The sequence below is a fragment of the Sphingobium xanthum genome (genome assembly GCF_019737615.1).
GTDB classification, from domain to species: domain Bacteria; phylum Pseudomonadota; class Alphaproteobacteria; order Sphingomonadales; family Sphingomonadaceae; genus Sphingobium; species Sphingobium xanthum.
Map to the genome: position 1 here is coordinate 50,365 of NZ_JAHKKS010000004.1, position 23,569 is coordinate 73,933.

A 23,569-nucleotide genomic window follows, 5' to 3' on the forward strand; every position below is an offset into this window, starting at 1 on the left:
GCTCAGCTGGCCAACTTCATCATCAGCAACCCGCTGACGATCAGCCCCGCCGCAACAAGCCGAAACGCGCTCACCGCTTCGCCGAGAAAGAGCACGCCAATGACGAAAGCGCCCAGCGCCCCGATGCCGGTCCACACCATATAGGCCGTCCCGAGCGGCAAGGTCCGCATCGACCAGGCCAGCAGCCCGAAGCTCAGGATCACCGTCACGAACGTGATCAGGCTCGGCCAGAGCCGGGTAAAGCCATCCGATTGTTTCATCGAAAAGGCCCAGACGATCTCGAACAGTCCGGCCACGATCAACGCGATCCACGCCATGTCATCCTCCAAGGGATCAATGACCGGGCCGTCCCGGACTTGTGCCCTGATCGGGGGAGGACGTGGCCTCGCACTGCCCCAGATAGGACATGCCGCCGCCCGGTCAAGGCCGGTACCAGTTGGCATTCTCGCCCGCACGGCTCTAAGCGGCTCTGGTGAGCCAACTCCCCATCCACGCCGTCCTGCCGGACCTGCTGACTGTCCTGCGCGAGGGAAGCAGCGCCGTGCTGGTCGCGCCGCCCGGTGCCGGCAAGACGACCATGGTCGCCACGGCGCTTCTCGGCGAGCCGTGGGTCGCGGGCGGGCAGATCTGGCTGCTTTCGCCCCGCCGCCTTGCCGCGCGCGCCGCCGCCGAGCGCATGGCCGATCTGGCGGGCGAGAAGCCGGGCGAGACGATCGGTTATGCGACTCGCCTCGAAAGCCGGACATCCGCGAAAACCCGCATCCTCGTCGTCACCGAAGGCATTTTCCGCCGCCGCATCCAGTCCGATCCCGAGCTGTCCGGCGTCGCCGCGGTCCTCTTCGACGAAGTCCATGAGCGCAGCCTCGAGGGCGATTTCGGCCTCGCTCTGGCGCTCGATGCGCAGGCCGGGCTGCGCGAGGATCTGCGGCTCGTCGCGATGTCCGCCACGCTCGATGGCGCCCGCTTCGCCCGCCTGATGGACGGCGCGCCGGTGATCGAGAGCGAGGGCCGCAGCTACCCGATCGATCTGCGCCATATCGGCCGCGCCGGCGACGCCCGCATCGAGGACGCCATGGCCGCCGCCATCCGCCGCGCGCTCGCCGAGGAAGGGCAGGGCGACCTGCTCGCCTTCCTGCCCGGCGTCGGCGAGATCGAGCGCACGGTCGAGCGGCTCACGGCCTTGCCCGCAAGCGTCGCGCTGCATCGCCTCCACGGCTCGCTCGACCCGGCCGATCAGCGCGCCGCCCTTCGCCCGGCCGCGCCCGGCACGCGCAAGGTCATCCTCGCGACCAGCATCGCCGAGACCAGCCTGACGATCGACGGCGTGCGCATCGTCGTCGATTCGGGCCTCGCCCGCCGCCCACGCCACGATCTCGCGGCCGGCGTCACCCGCCTCGTCACCGAACGGGCCAGTCAGGCCGCGGTCACCCAACGCGCCGGCCGCGCCGGACGTCAGGCGCCGGGCGTCGCCTATCGCCTGTGGGAAGCCGCGGCGACCGCCGGCCTGCCACCGTTCGATCCGCCCGAGATCCTCGAAAGCGACCTCACCGGCCTGCTGCTCGATTGCGCCGTCTGGGGTGTCACCGATCCCGCCACGCTCCGCTGGCTCGATCCGCCGCCCGCCGCATCGATCAGCGAAGCGCGCCGCCGCCTCATCGCGATTCGCGCGCTGGACGAAGAGGGCAGGGCGACCCCGCATGGCCGCAAGGTAGCCGAACTGCCGCTGGAGCCGCGCCTCGCCCATATGCTCCTGGCCTCCGCCGAGGAAGGCGAAGCGTCGACAGCGGCTGATATAGCCGTCCTCCTCACCGAACGCGGCCTCGGCGGAACCTCCGTCGACCTCGCCCGCCGCCGCGCCAATTGGAGCCGCGAGCGCGGGCAGCGTGCCGAAGCGGCGCGGGGCCTCGCCCGCCGCTGGCTCGGCCTCGTCGGCAGCAGGGCGGGCGGCTTTGGCGACGATGCCATGCTCGCCCGCTGCCTGACCCGCGCTTTCCCTGACCGCATCGCCAAACGCCGCGACGCGAGCGGCGAAAACTGGATCAGCGCCGGAGGCCGCGGCTTCCGCCTCGATCCCGCCGATCCGCTCGCTCGCGCCGACTGGCTCGCGGTCGGCGAGATACAGGGCAGCGCGTCCGGCGCCCGCATCCTCTCCGCCGTCGCGATCGAGGAAGGCGATGTCATGGCCGCCGCCGCCGATCGCATCGCCGACAAGCGGACCGTCCGCTGGCGCAAGGATCTGGCCGGCGTCGAGGCCGTCCGCGAGCGCTGGCTTGGCGCGATTCGCCTCTCCAGCGGCCCCGACGACACCCCTGACCGCACGGCCGTCATAACGGCGCTCGCCAAGGCGCTACGCGACGAAGGCCTTGATCTCCTTCCCTGGGGCAAGGCCGCCGAGGCCCTGCGCACCCGCGCCGCCTATGCCGGCGTCGTCGATACAATCTCGGACGCCGCACTGGCCGAGGACGCGGAAGACTGGCTGGAAATGCTGCTCCCCGCCAATGCCCGCCGCTTTTCCGCCATCGATCCGGGCGCCCTGCATGGCTTGCTCACCCAGCGCCTCGGCTGGGACGCGACCCAGCGCATCGAGGCGCTCGCCCCCGCAGATTTTACCAGCCCCGCCGGCAGCCACCACGCCATCGACTATGCCGCCCCGGCCGGCCCGACCGTCGAACTGCGCGTGCAGGCCCTGTTCGGCCTCGCCGCGCACCCGACCGTCGGCCGCGAGCACATCCCGCTCGTCCTTTCGCTCACCTCGCCCGCCGGCCGCCCGATCCAGACCACCCGCGATCTCCCCGGCTTCTGGAAAGGCAGCTGGACCGCCGTCGCCAAGGAAATGCGCGGCCGCTACCCCAAACACCCCTGGCCCGACGACCCGGCTAGCGCCAACGCCACCCTGCGCACGAAAAAGGCGGATGCGCGCGCGAAATCTTGACAGCCGGCCCCGCTTTGAGCGACGGCACTCTAAGCCCAACGAAGGAATGACCATGCCCGCGCGTATCTATCAGATGCCCAAGAACGCCATGCAGTCGGGCAAGGCGCGCACGGCGACCTGGTTGCTCGAATTCGAGCCCGCGGAGGCCAAGAAGCCCGATCCGATGACGGGCTGGGCCGGTTCGGGCGACACGCAGGAGCAGGTGAAGCTCAGCTTCGAGAGCGCGGACGACGCCCGCGCTTATTGCGACCGCAACGGCATTACCTACAATGTCGTGAAGACGCCGCCGAAGACCCTGAAAATTCAGGCCTACGCGGATAACTTCCGCTAAAACTGTTCGGCGATTTCCATCATCTTGGTGAGCCGCTTCGGCGCCACGGCGCGCCAGCTCTTGGCGAGCCAGTCGCCGACATGATCCCAGTCCACGCCCGGCCGGTCGAGCTTGAGCGCGATCCAGCCCGATGCGCCATAATAAGCCGGGCGATAATAGATGTCCGGCTCGGCATCGATCAGCGCGTTCATCTCGTCCGGTCCGCTGGTCTTGACCAGCAGCGCGACGGCATCCTCGCCATGATGTCGGACCGAGACATAGGCGAAGAACTTGCCGGATTTCTCGCCGCCCACCCGCCAGCCCGGCGCGCCATGCGAGGTCCGTGCATCGGTCTCGGGCAGAGCGAGCGCCAGTTCGCCGACTTTCGCGAGAATCCAGTCCGGATCCATCTCGCGCCCGACATAGTCGGCGAGCATGCGCGGATAGAGCTGATATTCGGCATAGAGCACGCGCTGCGCCAGGGCCTCCGGCGTGTCACCGGGCAGGATGGCGACCGGAATCTGGCCGAGCACTGGCCCCGCATCGAGGTCGGCCGTCACCAGATGCACCGTGCAGCCACCATGGCTGTCCCCGGCGTCCAGCGCGCGCTCATGCGTGTGCAGGCCGGTATATTTGGGCAGCAGGGACGGGTGGGTGTTGAGCATGCGCCCGGCCCAGCCCGCGACGAACTCGGGCGTCAGGATACGCATGTAACCGCACAGCGCGATGTAATCGACGTTCGCCTTCGCAAGCGCATCCAGCATGATCGCTTCATGTGCCTCGCGCGTCAGCCCCTTGTGGCTGTGCGCGAAGGTTGCGATGCCCTCAGCCGCTGCAACCTGAAGCCCGCGCGCGTCCGGCTTGTTGGACGCCACCAGCACGATCTCATAGGAGCAATCCGGCAGGCGCGAGGCGAACAGCAGCGATGCCATGGTCGTGCCCGTACCCGAGAGCATGACGGCGACTCTTGCCTTGGCCATTGCGATTGTTCCTCCTTGTCGACTTAGCCGACGTGCGTCGCTTCCCACGCGGACATCGCGCTCCAGGCATCGGCCGAGCCGCTGACCGTGCAGCCCTTGGCGCCGGCGCGGATTTCGCCGATGCGATGGACGGTCTCGCCCGCCGCGTCGAGCGCTTCGGTCACGGCCGCGACATCCTCTGCCGCCACGACCACCGCCATGCCGATCCCGCAATTGAAGGTGCGCGCCATTTCGCCCGGTTCGATATGTCCCTGCGCCTGCAGGAACGCCATCAGCCGCGGCTGTTCCCAGAGATCCGCATCGATGAAGGCATGCAGATCTGCCGGCAGCACGCGCGGGATATTCTCCAGCAGCCCGCCGCCGGTGATATGCGCCATGGCGTGGATCTTCCCCGCGCGCACCAGCGGCAGCAGCGGCTTCACGTAGATCTTGGTCGGCGCCATCAGCGCGTCGATCAGCAGCACGTCCTGATCGAACAAGGCCGGCCGGTCGAGCTTCCAGCCCTTGTCGGCCGCGAGCCGCCGCACCAGCGAATAACCGTTCGAATGCACGCCCGAGGATGCGAGGCCGAGGATCACGTCGCCCGCGGCCACCTTGTCCGCGGTCAGCACCTCGTCGCGCTCCACCGCGCCGACGCAGAAACCGCCAAGATCATAGTCGCCGGCGGCATACATGCCCGGCATTTCCGCCGTCTCGCCACCGATCAGCGCGCAGCCCGCCTGCTTGCATCCTTCTGCAATGCCGGCGATCACCTGCTCCGCGACGCCGTTGTCGAGCTTGCCGGTCGCGAAATAGTCGAGGAAGAACAGGGGCTCGGCGCCCTGCACGATGAGATCGTTGGCGCACATGGCGACGAGGTCGATGCCGACCGTGTCGTGCTTCCCGCTGTCGATCGCGAGCTTGAGCTTGGTGCCCACGCCGTCATTGGCGGCGACCAGCAGCGGGTCCTTGAACCCGGCTGCCTTCAAATCGAAGAAGCCGCCGAATCCGCCGAGATCGGCATTTGCGCCGGGCCGCCGCGTCGCCTTGGCGAGCGGGGCAATGGCGCGCACCAGCGCATTGCCGGCGGCGATGTCGACGCCGGCCTGCGCATAGGTATAGGGGGCGGGTTCGTTGTGCTTCTGGTCCATGCGGAGCGCCTTACCAAATCGCGCTTGGTTTTCCAGAGCAATGCCGCCAAAAGGGCGCCGTGACGCTCAGCCTGCCTTCCCTGCGCCCCATTCATCTGCTGTTCGCGCTGGTTCTGGCAGCCTTCGCGGCTGTCCTGATCGCGCAGATCGAGGGCGAGCGCGGCATCGCGCCGATCGCGTCCAACGGCGACTTCGAGGTGCGCGACATTCGTGTCGATGTCTACGGCCCGAACCCGGACACCGCCCGCGCGACCGGCTGGCGCCTTGCCCAGCGGCTCGCCTGGCAAGCACTCTGGAAGCGCACCAACGGCGGCGCGGGTCATATGCTGGCGGACGGAACCTTGGACGGCCTCGTCTCGGGCATCGAGGTGCAGCAGGAGCAGATCGGCCCGAATCGCTATATCGCGACCCTGGCCGTGATGTTCGATCGCGCCCGCACCGGTCAGGCGCTCGGTGTGAGCGGACAGGTCATGCGCTCGCCGCCGCTGCTGGTCATCCCGGTGCTCTGGGATGGTGGCGTCGCCACGACCTTCGAGACGCCGACCGAATGGCAGAAAGCCTGGGCTTTGTTCCGCACGGCCGACAGCGCCATCGATTATATCCGCACGACCGGCGACGGCCCCGACGCACTGCTGCTCAATGCCGGCCAGCCCGGGCGGCGCGGCCGCAACTGGTGGCGCCTGCTGCTCGATCTTTATGGCGCGGCGGATGTCATCATGCCGATCGCCCGGCTGGAGCGCACCTGGCCCGGCGGCCCGGTCACCGGCCATTTCTCGGCGCGCTACGGTCCGGACAATCAGTATATCGGCAGCTTCACCCTGCGCGTGAACCGCTCGGCGGACATCCCCAGGATGATGACCGAGGCTGTCGCGAAGATTGACTCGCTCTATGCGCAGGCGCTGGCTGCCGGCATATTGCGGCCCGATCCCTCGCTGGTCATCGAGGAGCCGCTGAACGCCGTTGCGCTCGACAATGTCGGTGATCTCGATTCGCTGGTCGCGGCGCTGCCGAGCGAGGATGGCACGCCGGTCAGCGGCGGGTTCAATGTCCAGTTCGACACGCCGACCGCCACCGCCATCGGCGAGATCCAGAGCCTCGTTCGCGCCATTCCGGGTGTGCGCGGCGCTTCGATCAGCAGCCTCGCGCTCGGCGGCACGTCGGTGATGCAGGTCGGCTTCGACGGGCCGGTCGAGCAGTTGCGCGCGGCGCTGGAAACACGCGGCTTCACGGTCAATGTGAACGGATCGACCCTGCGCATCGTTCGCCGCGCTCAGGGCGCGACACCGAGCCCGTCGCCGCAAGGCGGAGGCGGGCAGTGAGCCAGCTGCCGCTGCCGATCAGCTGGTCGCGGCGCGGAGGATGGGAAAGCCTGCTGATCCACAGCGCCAATGCCGATGCAATTGCGCTGCTGCGAAGCTGGCCGAACTGGCCGTCGCCCTGTGTGATTCTGGTCGGTCCGCCGCGCTCGGGCCGCACCCTCATCGCCCATATGATCGAAGGCGAAATCGGCGCGCGGATCGTTGACGACGCCGACACCGCCGCCGAGGAACGGCTGTTCAATCTCTGGAACGACGCGCGCGACAGCGGCCAGCCTTTGCTCCTCGTGGCGCAGGAGGCCCCGCCGGTCTGGGCGATCGCCTTGCCCGATCTGCGCACCCGCCTCGCCACCGCCGCTGTCGCCCGCATCGAAGTGCCGGACGAGGCCGTGGCTGCTGCGCTCGTGGCGCATGGGCTTGAGCTGGCCGGTTCGGCCTTCGCGCCGGATGTGCCGGAATTTGTCGCCCGCCGGACACCGCGATGTTATGACGAGATCGATGCGGTCGTCACGCGCCTGAACGGGCTTTCGGTCTCCTCCGGACAGAAATTGTCGGTCGGGCTGGCGCGGCAAACGCTTTGTCATGAAAATGGCATAGACGGGGCGGCAGACCAGTAAAGCGCAAGGACGAGACTCATCGTGGCTGAAGCCGATCCGATCCAGACCATCGCGGAGAGCGGCGCGGAGGCGCGCTATTTCAATCGCGAGCTCTCCTGGCTGAATTTCAATCAGCGCGTGCTGGAGGAAGCCTGCAATCCGGCCCACCCGCTGCTGGAGCGCCTGCGCTTCCTATCCATCTCGGGCAACAATCTCGACGAGTTCTTCATGGTCCGCGTCGCCGGCCTCAAGGGCCAGCAATTGCAGGGCGTGGAGTTGCGTTCCGTCGATGGCCTGACGCCCGCGCAACAGCTCGATGCGATCGGCGCGCGCGCCGATGCGCTCATGGCCGAGCAGCAGAAGGTCTGGCATGACCTGCGCGAGGCGCTGCGCGATGCGCAAATCAGCGTGATCGGGGACGGCGAGGCGGTCGATGCCAGGGCCGAGGCTTGGCTGCGCGCGCATTTCCTCGAGCAGATATTCCCGATTATCACGCCGCAGGCGCTCGATCCCGCGCACCCCTTTCCGTTCATCCCGAACAAGGGCCTCAGCCTCTTCTTCGATCTGCTGCGCAATTCGGACAAGGAAGTCGTTCAGGAGCTGGTGATTCTGCCTGCGAGTCTGCCGCGCTTCATCCGCGTTCCGGGCAAGGCCGCGCGCTACATCGCCATCGAGTCGCTCGTCCGCCGCTTCACCGATCTGCTCTTTCCCGGCTTCACGGTGCGCGAGAGCGGGCTGTTCCGGATCCTGCGCGACAGCGACATCGAAATCGAGGAAGAAGCCGAAGACCTCGTCCGCTATTATCGCAGTGCCATCAAGCAGCGTCGCCGCGGCCGCATCATCCGTCTCGAAATGGAGACGGGCGTCGCCGAGCCGGTCGAGGACATGCTCCAGACGCTGATGCAGGGTGAAGATGCGATGACCGTCGATATCGACGGTTTCGTCGGCATCGCCGATCTGGAGAGCCTGGTGGACGAGGATCGGCCGGATCTCAAGTTCACCGCCTATGTCCCGCGCTTCCCGGAGCGGATCGCGGAATATGGGGAGGATTGCTTCGCGGCGATCAAGGCCAAGGACATCGTCGTTCATCACCCCTATGAGAGCTTCGACGTCGTCATCGCCTTCCTGGCGCAGGCCGCGGCGGACCCCGATGTCGTTGCCATCAAGCAGACGCTCTATCGTGCCGGCAAGCAATCCGCGATCATCCGCGCGCTGATCGATGCGGCCGAGGCCGGCAAGTCGGTGACGGCCGTGGTCGAGCTGAAGGCGCGTTTCGACGAGGAGCAGAACCTGCTCTGGGCAAGCCAGCTGGAGCGTGCGGGCGTGCAGGTGGTCTATGGCTTCATCGAGTGGAAGACGCACGCCAAGATCTCGATGGTCGTGCGCCGCGAGGGCGACAGCTTCCGCACCTACTGCCATTTCGGTACGGGCAATTATCACCCGGTCACGGCGCGTATCTATACCGACATCAGCTTCTTCACGGCCGACCCGCGCGCCTCGCGGGACGCGGCGGCGGTGTTCAATTACATCACTGGCTATGTCGAGCCGCAGCATATGGAGCTGCTCTCGCTCTCGCCGCTCCATCTGCGCCAGAATCTGAGCAATCTGATCGATGCCGAGATCGAGCATGCCCGCGCCGGCCGTCCGGGCACGATCTGGGCGAAGATGAACAGCCTCGTCGATGCCGCCATCATCGAGAAGCTCTATGCCGCGAGCAATGCCGGCGTCCGCATCGAGCTGATCGTGCGCGGCATCTGCTGCCTGCGCCCGGGCGTTCCCGGCATGTCGGACAATATCTCGGTCAAGTCGGTCGTCGGTCGCTTCCTTGAGCACAGCCGCATCTGGGCGTTCGGCAATGGCAAGGTGCTGCCCAACAACGATGCCCGGGTGTTCATCAGCTCCGCGGACTGGATGCCGCGCAATTTCGATCGCCGCGTCGAATATATGCTGCCCATCGAAAATCCGACGGTCCATGACCAGATCCTCGATCAGGTTCTGGTCGCCAATCTGCTCGACAATGAGCAGAGCTGGGCGCTGCACAGCGATGGCAACTATGTCCGCCTCACCCCGGAGAAGAAGCGGTTCAACCTGCATCATTATTTCATGACCAATCCGTCGCTGTCCGGGCGTGGCGCATCGCGTCGCAAGGATGAAAAAGTTCCGAAGCTCTCGCTTCCGGCGCGCGACTGACGCTATGGGCGCTCAATGACGTTGCTCGATCGCCTCGCACGCCGCCCGGTACAGTCCATGCTGCGCGGGCCGCATTTCCGTCGCACCGCCATCATCGATATCGGGTCCAACAGCATTCGCCTCGTCGTCTATGATGGGCCGCAGCGCATCCCTTTCACCCTCTTCAACGAGAAGGTGATGGCCGGCCTCGGCGCCGATATGGATAGCAGTGGGGCAATCTCCGAGCGGGCGATGGAGCGCGGCGTCGCGGCGCTGGAGCGCTTCGCGCGGTTGTGCGTCGAGATGGCGGTCGATCAGCTCAGCGTGGTTGCGACGGCCGCCGTGCGTGATGCCAGCAATGGCGTTGAATTCGTTGCGCGCGCGGCCGATGTCGGCCTCAAGGTCCGCGTGCTGAGCGGTGAGGAAGAGGGCATGGCGTCCGCGCATGGCCTCCTCTCCGGTATGCCGGAAGCGGATGGCATCATCGGCGATCTTGGCGGTGGCAGTCTGGAGTTGGTGCGCGTGTCCGGCGGGAAGGTCGGCCGCGCCGTGTCGCTTCCGCTCGGCGTGTTTCGCGTCGCCGAGATCAGGCGGAGCGGCAAGAAGGCGCTGGCGCAACGCCTCGACGCCCTGCTCGCCGAGCGCGATTTTGCGGACATCGAGAAGGGCCTGCCTTTCTATCTGATCGGCGGGAGCTGGCGCGCCCTGGCGCGGCTGGACATGCAGATGACCGGCTATCCGCTGCCGATCCTGCATCACTACCAGATGACCCCGGACCGGCCCGCCATCCTGCTCCAGCGGCTGGAGCGGAGCAGCAAGGTCGAGATGAAGGGTTTGCCCGGCGTAAGCAGTGGCCGTCTGCCCGGGCTGCCGGACGCCGCGCATATGCTCTGCACGGTCATCGAGCGGCTCCGGTCGTCGCACCTCACGGTGTCGGCGTTCGGTCTGCGCGAAGGGCTGTTGTTCGAGCAACTGAGTGACGAGCTTGCTCGGCAGGACCCGTTGCTGATCGCCGCCCGCATCGAGGGTGAGGCGCAGGGGCGTTTTGTGGGTCATGGCGATCAGATCAGCGGCTGGATCGCCCCGCTGTTCCATGACGATCCGCCGGAATGGGCGCGCATCCGGCTCGCTGCCTGCATGCTGGCCGATGTCGGTTGGCGCGCGAATCCGGATTTCCGGGCGGAGCGTGGCCTCGAATTTGCGCTGCACGGCAATTGGGTCGGTATTTCGGCTACCGAACGCGCCGCGCTCGCGCAGGCGCTTTTTGCCAATTTCGGTGGCGGCACGGCGATAGCGCCCAGTCTGGAAGCTTTGGCTCCGCCCGAATTCCTCCGTCGCGCGACGCAATGGGGCCTCGCCATCCGCCTCTGCCAGCGCCTCTCCGGTGGCGCCGAAGGCCCCCTCGAAGGCTCGTCGCTGGAAATCCGCGACGGCACGATCATCCTGCGTCTCGATCCGGATTACGCCTCGTTGGCCGGCGAAGCGATCGATCGCCGCCTGCGCCAGCTCGGGCAGGCCATGGCGATGGGGTTCCTGATCGACGCTTGAGCGCGGCCCAATTCAGATTTCACCGTTCGTCCTGAGTAGCCGCTGAGCTTGTCGAAGTGGTGTATCGAAGGGCCAAGATCACGCGCGGCCCTTCGATACGGGTCTTCGACTTCGCTCAGTCCCTACTCAGGGCGAACGGGGTAATGTCATACCGGCTGGTGCCGCTCAGCCGCAGCTCAGCCGCGTAATCACCATCTGTTCGTCATAGCTGACCGTCAGCCGGTCCTCGCGATAGTCCATCGTCATCATGGCGCCCGGCGACCCCCAGCGCAGCGTTCGTGCGCCGGACTTGGCGAGCAACTCCGCCCCAAGCGCGGCAGTTACTTTCTGCCCGACATAGCTGGCGAGCGCGTTGCTGTCGCATTTGCTGGCACCGGCCACAGGCGTCGTCGCCGGCGGCTCAGCGCCCGTTGCGGTGCAGGCGGCGGGCAAAATCGTGAGGGCAAGCAGGGCAGGGTGGGTGCGCATGGATCATGCCTCCGTCCGTGTCATCAGCAGCTTACCATCGCGCACGGCGAATGCCATGCGGCCTTCGACCAGATCGAGCGCATCGCGGCCGAACTGTTCGAAGCGCCAGCCGTCGAGAATCGGCAGGCCGTTGCGCACACCCGCCGCGAGCAGCTCCAGATCGTCCGACCGGGCAAGCAGGCGCGAGGCGACATTGATCTCGCGCGAGCGAATCTTGAGCAGCAGCTTCAGGAGATCGGCGACCAGTATGCCTTCCTTGCCAAGGCCCGGCCGTCCGGGGTCGCGCTCGGGCATCTCGTCGCGGGGCAGGGGGCCTGCGCCTGCAATGGCGGCCATCAGCCGCGCGCCGATGTCGTTTGCCTTCCAGCTTGCCGACAGGCCACGGACCTTGCCGAGATCGTCCTGGCTGCGCGGCGGATGCGAGGCGATGTCGGCCAGGGTCTCATCCTTGGCGATTCGTCCGCGCGGCAGGTTCTTGTCGCGCGCTTCCAGTTCGCGCCAGCCGGCGATCGCCTTGAGCCGCCCCAGCACATCCGCCTTGCGGCTGGAGATGCGCACGCGCTTCCAGGCGTCACCCGGGTCGACATTGTAATTGGAGGGATCGGCCAGCCGCTCCATCTCCTGATCGAGCCAGACGCCGCGCTTGGTCTTGCGCAGTTCCTCCAGCATCAACGGGAAGATCTCGGCGAGATGCGTCACGTCGCCGATCGCATAGTCGATCTGGCGCTTGTCGAGCGGGCGGCGCCCCCAGTCGGTGAAGCGCGCGCCCTTGTCGAGATGAATACCAAGCCACGAATCGACCAGGTTGGAATAGCCGATCTGTTCGCCCTGGCTGAGCGCCATGCTGGCGATCTGCGTGTCGAACAGCGGATGCGGCGTCTTGCCGGTCAGGTTGAAGACGATCTCGATGTCCTGCCCGCCGGCATGGAAGACCTTGAGCACGTCCTCATTGTCGACCAGCAGGTCGAGCAGGGGCGTCATGTCGAGGCCCGGCGCTTTGGGGTCGATCGCGGCGGCTTCCTTGCCGTCGGAGATCTGGAACAGGCAGAGATCCGGCCAATAGCTGTTCTCGCGCATGAACTCGGTATCGACCGCGACGAAGTCGGCTTTGGTCAGACGCTTGCACAGGGCTGCGAGCGTCTCGGAATCGGTAATCAATGGATGGATTTGCATAAGGCAGGTGATCTTATTATGGGCCGATCCTCGATCGGGAGCCGGGTGACAGGCGATTGAAGCGGGTCTCTTAGCTCCCCAATCTGATTTTGTCGTCAGCTTTGTCATTCATCCTGCGCCCTCGCAATGCGGGGCGCGAAATAAAGGCCAGTAAAAGATGCACGCCTATCGCACGCACACCTGCGGGGAACTTCGCGCGACGCACGCCGGCGAGACTGTCCGCGTGTCCGGTTGGGTCCATCGCAAGCGCGATCATGGCGATCTCGTCTTCATCGACCTGCGCGATCACTACGGCATGGTCCAGATCGTGACGGAGGTGGACGGCCCCGTCTTCGCCGTCATCGAGAGCCTGAAGGCCGAGAGCGTGGTGACGATCACCGGCACGGTCGAGGCGCGCGCGAAGGAAGCGGTGAACCCGAACCTGCCGACCGGCGAGATCGAGATTCGCGTGGCCGAGGCTGTCGTGCAGTCGGCGGCGGCCGAGCTGCCGATCCCGGTCGCCGGCGAGCAGGAATATCCCGAGGAGCAGCGCCTGCGCTATCGCTTCCTCGATCTGCGCCGCGACACGCTGCACGGCAACATCGTCAAGCGCACCAAGATCATTTCGGACATGCGCCAGCGCATGCAGGCCTCGGGTTTCACCGAATATTCGACGCCGATCCTGACGGCCTCCTCGCCCGAGGGCGCGCGCGACTTCCTGGTGCCCAGCCGCATCCACGCGGGCAAGTTCTATGCGCTCCCGCAGGCGCCGCAGATCTACAAGCAGCTGCTCATGGTCGCCGGCTTCGACCGCTATTTCCAGATCGCGCCCTGCTTCCGCGACGAGGATCCCCGCGCCGACCGCCTGCCCGGCGAATTCTATCAGCTCGATCTCGAAATGAGCTTCGTCACGCAGGAAGACGTGTGGGCGACGCTCGAGCCGGTCATGTCCGGCGTGTTCGAGACGTTCGCCGAGGGCAAGCATGTGACGCCCGCCGGCGAATGGCCGCGCATTCCCTATGACGAAGCCATCCTCAAATATGGCTCGGACAAGCCGGACCTGCGCAACCCCGTCATCATCACCGACGTGACCGATCATTTCGTCGGCTCGGGCTTCGGCATCTTCGCCTCGATCGTCGAGAGCGGCGGCGTCATTCGCGCGATACCGGCACCCGGCGCAGGCGCCGGCAGCCGCAAGTTCTTCGACGACATGAACAACTGGTCCCGCAGCGAAGGCTTTTCGGGTCTTGGCTATATCAACATCAAGGATGGCGAGCCGGGCGGCCCGATCGCCAAGAACCATGGTCCGGAAGCGACCGCGAAGCTGATCGCCGCGCTCGGCCTGGGCCCGAACGACGGCGTCTTCTTCGCCGCCGGCAAGCCGGAACAGGCGGCCAAGCTCGCCGGCCTCGCGCGCATCCGCGTCGGCGAGCAGCTCGACCTCATCGACAAGAACCGCTTCGCGCTGTGCTGGATCGTCGATTTCCCCTTCTACGAGTGGAACGAGGACGAGAAGAAGGTCGATTTCTCGCACAACCCCTTCTCGATGCCGCAGGGCGGGATCGAGGCGTTGCAGGGCGCCGATCCGCTGTCGATCAAGGCCTATCAATATGACGCCGTCTGCAACGGCTTCGAGATCGCCTCCGGTTCGGTCCGCAACCATCTGCCCGAGACGATGGTCAAGGCGTTCGAGCTGGTCGGCCTCAGCAGAGCGGATGTCGAGGAGCGCTTCGGCGGCCTCTATCGCGCGTTCCAATACGGCGCGCCTCCGCATGGCGGCGCGGCGTTCGGTATCGATCGTATCGTGATGCTGTTGTGCGGGGCCATCAACCTGCGCGAGATCACCTTGTTCCCGATGAACCAGCGCGCCGAGGATTTGCTGATGGGATCGCCCGCACCGGCCGAGCTCAGGCAGCTTCGCGAGCTTCACCTGCGCGTCGTGGAGCCGTCCAAGGGCTGACCACCTCTTGCCTCGACTGTGAAACTGCGATACTGTGATCTTCATGAAAAACGTCACCGTCGCCATCGATGATGAGCTGCATCGCAAGGCCCGCATCCGTGCGGCCGAGCTGGGCACGTCATTGTCCGCGCTGGTGAAGGACTATCTGGAATCGATCGCGGTCGTTCCGGCAGCCGAGCCGGCCGTGGCCCCTGCTGGAGTGCGGGAAATGTCTTTGAACTATCGCATGGCTCCGGTGGAGGCCCCTCCGGCAGGGCCGCCTTATCTGGTCGATGGCGAATGGGTCTGGACCAAGGGTGGCAAGCCGCGTCAGCCGGGGGCCCTGCGAGGCATGCTCACGCTATCCGAAGAGGGGAGCGAATGGCCCGATGGTTTCATCGAGGCCATGTATGGCGAGGACACGGATAAGCCCTGGTATAAATGAAGCATAAATGAAGCTGCTGCTCGATACCAATGCGCTCATCTGGTGGCTGATCGATGATCCCAGTCTCGGACGCCGCGCCCGCGCGCGTATTGCTGATCCCCGCAATCAGATCATGACGAGCATCGTCTGCTTGTGGGAGATCAGCATCAAATGGCGTGTCCACAAGTTCGATCAGCCGGGCACATATTTTTCCGGTCTGATCGAGGAGCAGGGCATTGGCCTGCTCGGCGTGAGTCCCGCTCATCTTGCCGCCTTGGAGGACCTGCCTTTTCATCATGGCGATCCCTATGATCATATGGTCCTTGCACAGGCCATGGCGGAAGGAGCTTCGATCATGACGAGCGATCGGCGGATGACGGATTATGGCGTGCCCTGCGTCGGAGTGTCCTGAATGACGATCAAGCTCTCCGAATACGAAAAAGGCGCCGACTATACGGGCGACTTCGATACGGATCTGGAAAAGCTCCAGAAGCGGCTGGAGAAGATCCAGGTCGCGCACATCCTGCACAAGAAGCGCAGCGTCGTGATGCTGGAAGGCTGGGACGCGGCCGGCAAGGGCGGCATCATCAAGCGCATGACGGCGCTGCTCGATCCGCGCTATTTCCGCGTCTGGCCGATCGGCGCGCCGACCGAGGAGGAACTGGGCCACCACTTCCTCTGGCGCTTCTGGACGCGGCTCCCCGCCGACAAGCATATCGCGATCTTCGACCGTAGCTGGTACGGGCGCGTGCTGGTCGAGCGGGTCGAGGGCTATTGCGCCGAGAAGGACTGGAAGCGCGGCTACGACGAGATCAACGAGTTCGAGGCGCAGCAGGTCGATAGCGGCAACACCATCGTCAAGCTGTTCGTCCACATCACGCAGAAGACGCAGGACAAGCAGCTTGCCCAGCGGCTCGACGATCCCTGGAAGCGCTGGAAGACCGGCGCCGAAGACTATCGTAACCGGGCGAAACGCGACGACTATCTCGAGGCGATCCACGACATGTTCAGGCGCACCGACACGCGCTGGGCGCCCTGGCACGTGATCGACGGCAATGACCGCAAATCCGCCCGCATCACCGCGCTGACCGCCATCGCCGACGCGCTGGAGAAATGCGTGCCCATGGAAATGCACCCCGCCGATCCCGCCGTGATCGAACTCGCGCGCGAGGCGTTCGGCTACAAGCCGAAGGATTGAGCCGAACCATGCCGATCCGGGTCGTCATGCTCGACGTGGATGGCGTCCTCATCGTCCATCCCGAGCCCCGCGGCTGGTCGGTCAATCTGGAGCACGACCTCGGCCTTTCGCCCGTGCGGCTTCAGGAAGCCTTCTTCACCCCGCACTGGCACGACATCATCCAGGGCAAAGCAGACTCGCGCGACCGCCTCACGCCGGTCCTCGCGGAGATCGCACCACACCTCCCATGCGACACCTTCATCGATTACTGGTTCCGCAACGACAGCCATCTGAACGCGCCGCTCCTCGCCGAGGTCGCCACGCTCCGCGCGCAGGGCCTGCCGGTCCATCTCGCGACCGTTCAGGAGCATGAGCGCGCCCGCTATCTCCGCGATGTCCTCAACTTCGGCACCCTGTTCGACGGGCTGCACTATGCCGCCGATCTCGGCGTCCCCAAGCCACACCCGGACTTCTACCGCGCGATCGAGGCGCGCACCGGCTTCGCGCCGGGCGACATCTTCTTCGCCGACGACAAGCAGGAGAACGTCAATGCGGCACGGGTACAGGGCTGGCATGCGGCGCTTTGGACGGGATGCGACAGGCTGGCGGACCTGCTCGCTGAGGTCGATTCACTGCTCTGACCGGCTTATCAATCCTCAGATTCGTCTGCTCGCGTGCTGCAATGGTCGCACCAGCTCTGAAATGGACAAACTGGAAAGGCCAGCGAGAGAAACCTCTCGTTGCAATGCCAGCAGCGCCGTCGGAAAACGCCGATCGTCGCGACGGTGAAGCCGGCCAGCATCAAAGCAGGGACCGCTAGGATAAGCAGGAAACCAAGATACGAATGCGCGGCAAAAGCCAAAGCTGCAAACGCGGTGAACAATGGCGGTAGATAGGCAATGAGCCATCTCGAAAGCATCCTGCAACGCCGCAAACGTTGCCTCGTGCTCATCTGGGAAGCTTCAGTGCCCATCGACTGTCATTGGCTGGCTCTCGTCCACCAGCCCCCGAAACATCACATAAGCATCCACATGGCCCAGCACGGGATGCCGAAACGCCCCCGGCAACGTCCCCACGATCGCAAAGCCCATATGCTGCCACAGCCGCACGGCGCGCTCATTGGTCGAGACGACAAGATTGAACTGCATCGCCCGAAAGCCGCGCGCCCGCGCTTCCTCCAGCGAATGGCGGCACAAAATCTGCGCGATCCCCTTGCCGCGCTGGTTGCCGCGCACGGCATAGCCCGCATTGGCGACATGCCCGGCCGGCCCGGTCTGGTTTGCGCGCAGCGTGTAGCTTCCGATCGTCTCGCCAGCCTCGTCGAGCGCCACGAACACGCTCTTGCCCGGCGCCATCCAATAGGCCCGCCCGCCATCCTCGTCCGCATTGCGGTCGATCGCCAGCGTCTCGCCTTCGCGGATGATCGGCCGGATGATCTCCCAGATGGCCGGCCAGTCGGCCTCGGTGGCGAGGCGAATCTCCATCGATACGACCTCAGCCAAGCAGCGCCCTGACGGCCTCGACCGCCTTCGCCACCCGGCTCGCCCGCGTCTCCGGCCGCTTGGCGCCCTCTATCCCCTCGGCATGCTCGCGCCGCGCCGTGAAACTGAGCTTGTCCCAGGCCTCGCGCGCACCCGTGATCCCGGCTAGCGCCGCTGCCAGATCCTCCGGCACCGCGACTATGCGCTCGGCCTCGTCCAAAGTCAGCGTCACCTCGATGCTCGCCAGATCGTCTCCGATCGCCGCCGCCTCGCGATTGCTCTTGCGGAACGGCACCCAGGGCGATCCGCCCATATTGGTGATCGTGCTGCGATAGCTGTGCTTGCCGATCGCGACGACGACCGGCGCATTGGTCCGCCCGAACAGCGCCTTGGGATCGAACGGCACGGGGATTGCGAAGCGATCATCGCCCGGCTTCGGTTGCCAAAGATAGGTTCTGGAAACGGCCATGATCGCTCCGCTCGCTTGACTGCGCCAATGACTGATCCGACATCTAGAGCATCGGGCGGAAAACTGGGAACCGGTTTTCCGCCAGAACGATGCGAGCAAAAGTAACGCCGGCACAGACGGAGAGGGCAATCACATGAGCAGCAAGGGCCGACGCATCGTCACAGGCCATGACGAGAGCGGCAAATCCATCATCCTGTCGGACGGCCCGCCACCCCAGACTCACGCCATGACCGGCCCCGATGTCGGCGCGGATTTCGTCGAGATGTGGAACGTGCCCGATGCCGTCCCGTCGCTCGCCGCAACCGAGGCGACCGAGCCCAACAACAAACCCTTCACCATCATGCCGCCCTCGGGCCATCTGCTGCGCCTGATCGAGCTCTATCCCGCCAGCATGGGCGGCCACCGCACCGTCATGCACCGCACGCGCACGCTCGATTATGTCGTCGTGATCGAGGGCGAAGTCACGCTGCTGCTCGACGACAGCGAAGTCGTCCTCGGCCCCGGCGATGTCGTCGTCCAGCGCGGCACCAATCACGCCTGGGAAAACCGCTCCGACAGCATCGCCCGCTGCGCCTTCTTCCACATCGACGCGACCTTCGACGAGGCGCTGCTGGAGACGCTGCCCAAGCCGCTCGAATTGATGACGTGAGTTTGTCGCGGGAAGGGGGGCGTCGATCCTGCAACCCAAGCTGTTCCCCGGCGAGGCCGGGGTCCAGTCCTTCAAATGATTGCCGCGCGGTAGCGGGGTTCGGCGCTTCGCGCCGAGTCTGGGCCCCGGCCTCGGCGTAGCCGAGTTTATCCTGAGCGCCTGCCTTGGCAGGCAGTCGAAGGGCCGGGGAACAAACGGGCAAAAGTCGCGACCTCTGTCCTACAGCCCCCATTCAATGCCAAGGTAACTGCACGGCCCGCCCCAACGGCTGCGCTCTTTGATTTCGTAAAACCATTCCAAAACAAAGGCTTGCTCCTAAGGCCGTGAAGCGCCGTCGCGTCTCACCATGCGCGATATGAGGGAAGTTAACGAAAATACCGCCCGAAACCCGCAGAAATGCGCAGTTTCCCCAATCCCGACTCTGCCAGTGAGAGGCACGAACGCGCGCACTTCGCGCCTATTCGCCGTCCTCATCCCGCGCATAGGGCAATTTCCCGCCGCGCCAGTGCAGGATCAGCTTCCCGTCCTCCTGCGTGACGAGCGTGTCGTCGAACGCCGCCTTGCCCATATCATTCGGCTCCAGCACGATATGCAGCCTGATGCCCCGGCGCTGCGGGATCGGCAGAAGCGCCGACTCCGTCCCGTAGAAAGGCTCCGCGAACTGAACGCCGGTCGGCCAGCGATCCTCGAAATCGCGCGCCCAGCCATCCTGCTGCGTGTAACCGGTCACCGGCTCGCCGCTCGCGAAATCGATGCGGAAATCGACTGCCGGTACGCCTTGCCCATTGGGCCAGGTCACGACGAGCGAGAAGGGCGCCTCTTCGCCGTCCGTCACCTTGTCGAGCCGGAACGCAGCCGGTTTCGGCGTCGGCTGCGTCGTGAGCTTGAGCGTGCCTTTGTCACAGGTCCAGACGCCCTCGGCGCCTTCATCGACAGCGCCCATGCTCAGAAAATAGCGGAAATGGCCATCCTTGCCGATCTCGAGACCGGAGGCGACATCCGGCCCCGCCGCCGCGCGGAAGCGGCCGGTCGGGCAGTCAGCTGCCGCAGCCGGCATCGCTAGGCCGAGCAGCAACAGGCCGAGCGCCCATTTCATCCTGGATAGTCGATCGCGACGACTTCCCATTCCTTCTCTCCCCCCGGAAGCTGGACGCGCCGCAGATCGCCGATCCCCGCACCCCGCAAAGCACGGGAGAGCGGGCTGTCCCAGCCGATCCGCCCGGCGCCCGCATCCGCCTCGTCATTGCCCACGATCGTGACGACGCGCTCATTGTCCTCTTCGTCGGCGACGGTGACGGTCGCGCCGAAATAGACCCGCGCCTTGTCCGGCTGCTCGGCGGGATTGACGACCTTGGCCGCCTTCATCCGCTCGGCCAGCCATTTGAGCCGCCGGTCGATCTCGCGCATGCGCTTGCGGCCGTAGAGATAGTCGCCATTCTCGCTGCGGTCGCCATTGCCGGCGGCCCAGCTCACGATCTCGACGATCCGCGGCCGCTCGTCGCCGAGCAGCTGGTCATATTCCGCGCGCAGGGCCGAATAGCCGGCCGGGGTGATGAAGTTGGGGCGCGGCGGGGCGCTCATTCAGGTCCGGCGCTTGCCGCGCGGACGCTTGGCATACATCAGCGCCGCAACGACGGCAGCCGAGCCGATGCCGATGCCCATCCAGAAGGATTTGTTGCCTGTGCTGCCCGGCACCGTGCTGTCGGTTTCGGGGGTGGTTTCCTCCGGTGCGCCGGAGCTCCTAGTCTCTTCGGTCATGCGCCCCCCTTAGGCGCTCCCGGCGTCCGGGCGCAATCTGTTCCGGTTCAACCCGGCCGCGATTTGCCGAGATACTTGCTCAGCGGGGCGGGGGACATAGAGACCGTTCGCACCGGGCTCACCAGATCATAGACCACCGCATTCTCCAGCACGCGCTGGACATAATTGCGGGTCTCGTAGATCGGGATGTCCTCGATCCACTGGACGATATCGACGGCGCCGGTGCGCGGATCGCCATTGGCCTTGAGCCATTTGTTCACATTGCCCATGCCGGCATTATAGGCTGCGACCGCCAGCGGGTAGCTGCCGCCATAATAGTTCAGCACCTGCCGGAAATAGGTGCTGCCAAGCTGGATGTTGTAATTGGGCTCGAACAGCGCGCCGGTATTGTAGGAAAGCTGCATTTTTCCCGCGACTTCCGCCGCGGTCGCCGGCATGAGCTGCATCAGCCCGCGCGCTCCGGCATGCGAGACGATCGCCCGGTCGAACTGGCTTTCCTGCCGCGTGATCGCGTGGATCATCGTCCAATTGGTCTGATGCCCCTCGGGAACGGTCATGCGCGGGAAGCTCGCCTCGGCATAGCCCGATAGGCCGCTCGCCGTCGCGCGCCGCCCGACCATGACGCCGAGATCCGGTCGCCCGATGGTCCGCGCCAGTTCGGAGGCCAGCACATGGTCCTGATCCGTCTCGGCCTGCGCGGCGATGGCGCGCACGAACTTGGACTGGTCCATCCACTGGCCTTCGCGACCGAGCTTGATCGCGGCGCGCACGATCGGGCGCGCGAGGAAGTTGGACCGCTCGGCCGAGGCAATCTCGACCGCGCGCTCTGCCGCGCCCGGCGTCGGGATGGGCCGGCCGAGCCGCTCGAGCGAGAGCTGCCCATAATATTGATCGGCAAAGGCACCGGCCCGCGCGAAGTAATCGTTCGCCTGCGTTGTCCGGCCCGCCGCCGCAGCAGCACGTCCGGCCCAGTAATAGCCCTTGGACACGGTCTGCGGCGAGCGCGCACCGGTCGCGTAGCGCGCGAACATGCCCTCCGCGTCGGCCGGGCGGCCAAGCTTGTTCAGCGCCGCCGTGCCGGCCAGCCAGGCGAGGCTGGTATAATCGTCGCGCACGCCGAGCGATTGCAGGCTGACATCGGTTCCGGCCGGGAAGGCGTCGTCTACCTTGGAGGCGATCGCATAGGCCATCGACCATTGCCCGTCGGTCGCCGCGCCGCGGGCCTGTGCGAGCAGCAGCTCGTACCATTTCTCGGGATCGCTCGGCCCCTGGATCAGCGCGGCGCGGTTGGCGAGCATGCTCCGTGCGCCGGACAAATTGCCGCCGTCGATCATCCAGCGCGTCTTGTCAGCCAGATAGCCCGCATCCATGACGCCCACCGGATCGGCCGCGCCCATCTTGGCGCCGGCATCGGCCGCCTTGCGCTGGAAGGCGATGCGCGCCGCGATCACCGCCTGCCGCGTCACCGGCGCCATCGGCATCACGCGCTCGGCAACATCGGGGCGGCGACGCCACAGCGCCGCATCGGCGCGCTGGAGATGATCGTCCGCCGTGAACGAGCCGACGAACTGCGCGCGAAGCCGCTCCTCGGTCAGCGGGTCCATCGGCCCGGCGACCCAGGCGGCGCGCGCCATCTTGCGAGCCTCGTCGAGCCGAGCGAGACGCGCCAGCACGAGCGCATGCACGGCCTTGCCCTGCGCGGTGGCCGCCGGGAATTTCTGGAAGAAGGCGATGATCTTGCCCGGATCGTCGAGATCGGCGTTCACCAGCCGCTCGGCATTGCCACGCATGCGGTTCTCGTCCGGCCAGTCGGGATTGGCGATCAGGAAGTCGGCATAGGCCGCGAATGTGAAGCTGTTGCTCGATGCCAGCCGTCGCCAGTTGCTGATGGCGTCGCGCGTCCGCGCATCCTCATTGGCGCTGGCCTCGATCTGGCCGCGCACGGCTTCCCAGGTGACCGGCTGGCCGGTCTGGGGCGCCGATGCGCTCGTGGCGCCGGTCGCGAGAGCCGCGATCAGAACCAGTCCACTCAAGCGAAGGTCTTTTCCCATGAGGTTCATTATGGCAGAGCCAAGATGATCGAACAGTGAACAGGCGCGTGCATGATGCCTACTATGCCTGTCCGAGCGCGCGCTTTGAAGGAGTTTTTTGATGTTTTCCGGTTCGATTCCTGCACTTGTGACTCCTTTTCGCGACGGCAGGGTCGATGAGGACGCTTTTCGGAGCTTCGTGGACTGGCAGATTCAGGAGGGGTCGAGCGGTCTCGTGCCCTGCGGCACGACCGGCGAAAGCGCCACGATGACGATCGAGGAGCATAATCGCGTCGTGCGGATCTGCGTCGAGCAGGCTGCCGGCCGGGTGCCGGTCATCGCCGGCTGTGGCTCGAACGACACGCGCATCGCCCTCGAGCACATGTTCGCCGCGCAGGCCGCGGGCGCAACGGCGGCGCTTGTCGTCGCGCCTTATTACAACAAGCCCAATCAGGACGGCGTCTATCAGCATTTCGCCTATCTGGCCGAGCGCTGCGATCTGCCGATCATCCTTTACAACGTGCCGAGCCGCACGATCACCGACATCGGCGTGCCCGTCATGCATCGTCTCGCGGAAGAGTTCAGTTCGGTGGTGGGCGTCAAGGACGCGACCGGCAATCTCGGTCGCGTGACCGCGCAGCGCCTCGCCTGCGGGCCGAAATTCTGCCAGCTTTCCGGCAATGACGAGACCGCGCTCGGCTTCAATGCCATGGGCGGCGTCGGCTGCATTTCGGTCACCGCCAATATCGCGCCGCGCCTTTGCGCCGATTTCCAGGCGGCGTGTCAGGGCGGTGCGTGGACCAGGGCGCTCGAGCTTCAGGACCGGCTTTACACGCTGCACGATGCGATGTTCTGCGATTCGTCGCCGGGCCCGGTGAAATATGCGCTGTCCCGCCTGCGCAATGATATGCCGACCGAAGTCCGCCTGCCGATCACATGGCCGTCCGGTGCCGCCCGCGCGACAGTTGACCGTGCGATGGAAATTGCGGGTCTGGTTTAGGGCTGGTTCATACCCTAAATCTATAACGAGCTTCTGATCAG

The 23,569-nt window shown here is 65.8% G+C and carries 24 protein-coding genes; 13 read left to right on the forward strand and 11 right to left on the reverse strand.

Annotated features, from left to right (window positions below; all coding sequences use genetic code 11):
- Window positions 1–2 precede the first annotated feature (2 nt).
- Window positions 3–317, reverse strand: coding sequence for a DMT family transporter (locus tag KM135_RS08650; RefSeq protein ID WP_221713609.1), 315 nt, complete (start codon window positions 315–317; stop codon window positions 3–5).
- A 155-nt stretch (window positions 318–472) separates the two neighbouring features.
- On the opposite strand from KM135_RS08650, the gene hrpB reads away from it, so the two are divergent.
- Window positions 473–2,932 (forward strand): ATP-dependent helicase HrpB, encoded by a 2,460-nt coding sequence (gene hrpB, locus KM135_RS08655; RefSeq protein ID WP_221713610.1) that lies wholly within the window; start codon window positions 473–475, stop codon window positions 2,930–2,932.
- 52 nt (window positions 2,933–2,984) lie between these two features.
- Window positions 2,985–3,263: an ETC complex I subunit gene (locus KM135_RS08660; protein WP_221713611.1), complete on the forward strand. Its 279-nt coding sequence runs from the start codon at window positions 2,985–2,987 to the stop codon at window positions 3,261–3,263.
- Here KM135_RS08660 and purN read toward each other — a convergent pair.
- Both purN and purM read right to left on the reverse strand, forming a co-directional pair.
- Window positions 3,260–4,222 (reverse strand): phosphoribosylglycinamide formyltransferase, encoded by a 963-nt coding sequence (purN, locus tag KM135_RS08665; RefSeq protein WP_221713612.1) that lies wholly within the window; start codon window positions 4,220–4,222, stop codon window positions 3,260–3,262. The genes KM135_RS08660 and purN overlap by 4 nt on opposite strands.
- Window positions 4,223–4,245: 23 nt before the next feature.
- Entirely contained in the window at window positions 4,246–5,352 is a 1,107-nt protein-coding gene (gene purM, locus KM135_RS08670) for a phosphoribosylformylglycinamidine cyclo-ligase (RefSeq protein WP_221713613.1), read from the reverse strand.
- Window positions 5,353–5,411: 59 nt separating this feature from the next.
- Here purM and KM135_RS08675 point away from each other — a divergent pair, with 59 nt between their 5' ends.
- The 4 genes from KM135_RS08675 to KM135_RS08690 are packed head-to-tail and all read left to right on the forward strand — an operon-like array spanning window position 5,412 to window position 10,981.
- Window positions 5,412–6,671, forward strand: a complete 1,260-nt coding sequence (locus tag KM135_RS08675) for a heavy-metal-associated domain-containing protein (RefSeq protein WP_343228168.1) — start codon at window positions 5,412–5,414, stop codon at window positions 6,669–6,671.
- The gene (locus KM135_RS08680; protein ID WP_221713614.1) at window positions 6,668–7,285 is read left to right on the forward strand and encodes a P-loop NTPase family protein; all 618 of its coding nucleotides are present in this window, start codon (window positions 6,668–6,670) and stop codon (window positions 7,283–7,285) included. Before KM135_RS08675 ends, KM135_RS08680 begins: the two co-directional genes overlap by 4 nt.
- Before the next feature lie 21 nt (window positions 7,286–7,306).
- Window positions 7,307–9,454 (forward strand): RNA degradosome polyphosphate kinase, encoded by a 2,148-nt coding sequence (locus tag KM135_RS08685; protein ID WP_221713615.1) that lies wholly within the window; start codon window positions 7,307–7,309, stop codon window positions 9,452–9,454.
- Between the two features lie 15 nt (window positions 9,455–9,469).
- Entirely contained in the window at window positions 9,470–10,981 is a 1,512-nt protein-coding gene (locus KM135_RS08690) for a Ppx/GppA family phosphatase (RefSeq protein WP_221713616.1), read from the forward strand.
- 165 nt (window positions 10,982–11,146) lie between these two features.
- Here the strand turns inward: KM135_RS08690 and KM135_RS08695 are convergent, their stop codons facing one another.
- Both KM135_RS08695 and rnd read right to left on the reverse strand, forming a co-directional pair.
- Entirely contained in the window at window positions 11,147–11,449 is a 303-nt protein-coding gene (locus tag KM135_RS08695) for an I78 family peptidase inhibitor (protein ID WP_221713617.1), read from the reverse strand.
- Window positions 11,450–11,452: 3 nt separating this feature from the next.
- Window positions 11,453–12,622, reverse strand: a complete 1,170-nt coding sequence (gene rnd / locus KM135_RS08700) for a ribonuclease D (protein WP_221713618.1) — start codon at window positions 12,620–12,622, stop codon at window positions 11,453–11,455.
- 157 nt (window positions 12,623–12,779) lie between these two features.
- Between rnd and aspS the strand changes: the two genes are divergently transcribed.
- Genes aspS through KM135_RS08725 form a run of 5 tightly spaced genes read left to right on the forward strand, consistent with a single transcriptional unit; the run spans window position 12,780 to window position 16,782 of the window.
- Complete coding sequence (gene aspS, locus KM135_RS08705; protein ID WP_221713619.1) at window positions 12,780–14,561, forward strand: aspartate--tRNA ligase; 1,782 nt, start codon at window positions 12,780–12,782, stop codon at window positions 14,559–14,561.
- A 43-nt stretch (window positions 14,562–14,604) separates the two neighbouring features.
- Window positions 14,605–14,985 carry a hypothetical protein gene (locus KM135_RS08710; protein ID WP_221713620.1) on the forward strand — a complete coding sequence of 127 codons (381 nt, stop codon included), beginning with the start codon at window positions 14,605–14,607 and terminating at the stop codon, window positions 14,983–14,985.
- Between the two features lie 7 nt (window positions 14,986–14,992).
- The gene (locus KM135_RS08715; protein WP_221713621.1) at window positions 14,993–15,376 is read left to right on the forward strand and encodes a type II toxin-antitoxin system VapC family toxin; all 384 of its coding nucleotides are present in this window, start codon (window positions 14,993–14,995) and stop codon (window positions 15,374–15,376) included.
- Window positions 15,377–16,162, forward strand: coding sequence for a polyphosphate kinase 2 family protein (locus KM135_RS08720; RefSeq protein ID WP_221713622.1), 786 nt, complete (start codon window positions 15,377–15,379; stop codon window positions 16,160–16,162).
- 8 nt (window positions 16,163–16,170) lie between these two features.
- Entirely contained in the window at window positions 16,171–16,782 is a 612-nt protein-coding gene (locus KM135_RS08725) for an HAD-IA family hydrolase (RefSeq protein WP_221713623.1), read from the forward strand.
- Window positions 16,783–17,103: 321 nt separating this feature from the next.
- On the opposite strand, the gene KM135_RS08730 is transcribed toward KM135_RS08725, so the two are convergent.
- Window positions 17,104–17,643 carry a GNAT family N-acetyltransferase gene (locus KM135_RS08730; protein ID WP_343228169.1) on the reverse strand — a complete coding sequence of 180 codons (540 nt, stop codon included), beginning with the start codon at window positions 17,641–17,643 and terminating at the stop codon, window positions 17,104–17,106.
- Window positions 17,636–18,091, reverse strand: coding sequence for a YdeI/OmpD-associated family protein (locus KM135_RS08735; RefSeq protein WP_221713624.1), 456 nt, complete (start codon window positions 18,089–18,091; stop codon window positions 17,636–17,638). The genes KM135_RS08730 and KM135_RS08735 overlap by 8 nt, the downstream gene beginning before the upstream one ends.
- 133 nt (window positions 18,092–18,224) lie before the next feature.
- Between KM135_RS08735 and KM135_RS08740 the strand changes: the two genes are divergently transcribed.
- Window positions 18,225–18,740 (forward strand): cupin domain-containing protein, encoded by a 516-nt coding sequence (locus KM135_RS08740; RefSeq protein ID WP_221713625.1) that lies wholly within the window; start codon window positions 18,225–18,227, stop codon window positions 18,738–18,740.
- Between the two features lie 457 nt (window positions 18,741–19,197).
- Here KM135_RS08740 and KM135_RS08745 read toward each other — a convergent pair whose 3' ends face one another.
- Genes KM135_RS08745 through KM135_RS08760 form a run of 4 tightly spaced genes read right to left on the reverse strand, consistent with a single transcriptional unit; the run spans window position 19,198 to window position 22,531 of the window.
- Complete coding sequence (locus KM135_RS08745; protein ID WP_221713626.1) at window positions 19,198–19,866, reverse strand: hypothetical protein; 669 nt, start codon at window positions 19,864–19,866, stop codon at window positions 19,198–19,200.
- The gene (gene greB, locus KM135_RS08750) at window positions 19,833–20,321 is read right to left on the reverse strand and encodes a transcription elongation factor GreB (RefSeq protein ID WP_221713627.1); all 489 of its coding nucleotides are present in this window, start codon (window positions 20,319–20,321) and stop codon (window positions 19,833–19,835) included. Before greB ends, KM135_RS08745 begins: the two co-directional genes overlap by 34 nt.
- A complete protein-coding gene (locus KM135_RS08755; RefSeq protein ID WP_221713628.1) occupies window positions 20,322–20,498 on the reverse strand; it encodes a hypothetical protein in 177 nt (58 codons plus the stop codon).
- Window positions 20,499–20,545: 47 nt separating this feature from the next.
- Entirely contained in the window at window positions 20,546–22,531 is a 1,986-nt protein-coding gene (locus KM135_RS08760; RefSeq protein ID WP_246605859.1) for a lytic transglycosylase domain-containing protein, read from the reverse strand.
- A 118-nt stretch (window positions 22,532–22,649) separates the two neighbouring features.
- On the opposite strand from KM135_RS08760, the gene dapA reads away from it, so the two are divergent.
- A complete protein-coding gene (dapA, locus tag KM135_RS08765) occupies window positions 22,650–23,528 on the forward strand; it encodes a 4-hydroxy-tetrahydrodipicolinate synthase (RefSeq protein ID WP_221713630.1) in 879 nt (292 codons plus the stop codon).
- Window positions 23,529–23,569: the final 41 nt, after the last annotated feature.

Bases quoted from the DNA above. Each gene is read 5' to 3' on its own strand.
- KM135_RS08650 (WP_221713609.1), bottom strand. From the start codon at position 317: ATGGCGTGGATCGCGTTGATCGTGGCCGGACTGTTCGAGATCGTCTGG.
- KM135_RS08660 (WP_221713611.1), top strand. From the start codon at position 2,985: ATGCCCGCGCGTATCTATCAGATGCCCAAGAACGCCATGCAGTCGGGC.
- purN (WP_221713612.1), bottom strand. From the start codon at position 4,222: ATGGCCAAGGCAAGAGTCGCCGTCATGCTCTCGGGTACGGGCACGACC.
- purM (WP_221713613.1), bottom strand. From the start codon at position 5,352: ATGGACCAGAAGCACAACGAACCCGCCCCCTATACCTATGCGCAGGCC.
- KM135_RS08690 (WP_221713616.1), top strand. From the start codon at position 9,470: ATGACGTTGCTCGATCGCCTCGCACGCCGCCCGGTACAGTCCATGCTG.
- KM135_RS08695 (WP_221713617.1), bottom strand. From the start codon at position 11,449: ATGCGCACCCACCCTGCCCTGCTTGCCCTCACGATTTTGCCCGCCGCC.
- rnd (WP_221713618.1), bottom strand. From the start codon at position 12,622: ATGCAAATCCATCCATTGATTACCGATTCCGAGACGCTCGCAGCCCTG.
- aspS (WP_221713619.1), top strand. From the start codon at position 12,780: ATGCACGCCTATCGCACGCACACCTGCGGGGAACTTCGCGCGACGCAC.
- KM135_RS08710 (WP_221713620.1), top strand. From the start codon at position 14,605: ATGAAAAACGTCACCGTCGCCATCGATGATGAGCTGCATCGCAAGGCC.
- KM135_RS08715 (WP_221713621.1), top strand. From the start codon at position 14,993: ATGAAGCTGCTGCTCGATACCAATGCGCTCATCTGGTGGCTGATCGAT.
- KM135_RS08720 (WP_221713622.1), top strand. From the start codon at position 15,377: ATGACGATCAAGCTCTCCGAATACGAAAAAGGCGCCGACTATACGGGC.
- KM135_RS08725 (WP_221713623.1), top strand. From the start codon at position 16,171: ATGCCGATCCGGGTCGTCATGCTCGACGTGGATGGCGTCCTCATCGTC.
- KM135_RS08735 (WP_221713624.1), bottom strand. From the start codon at position 18,091: ATGGCCGTTTCCAGAACCTATCTTTGGCAACCGAAGCCGGGCGATGAT.
- KM135_RS08740 (WP_221713625.1), top strand. From the start codon at position 18,225: ATGAGCAGCAAGGGCCGACGCATCGTCACAGGCCATGACGAGAGCGGC.
- KM135_RS08745 (WP_221713626.1), bottom strand. From the start codon at position 19,866: ATGGGAAGTCGTCGCGATCGACTATCCAGGATGAAATGGGCGCTCGGC.
- greB (WP_221713627.1), bottom strand. From the start codon at position 20,321: ATGAGCGCCCCGCCGCGCCCCAACTTCATCACCCCGGCCGGCTATTCG.
- KM135_RS08755 (WP_221713628.1), bottom strand. From the start codon at position 20,498: ATGACCGAAGAGACTAGGAGCTCCGGCGCACCGGAGGAAACCACCCCC.
- dapA (WP_221713630.1), top strand. From the start codon at position 22,650: ATGTTTTCCGGTTCGATTCCTGCACTTGTGACTCCTTTTCGCGACGGC.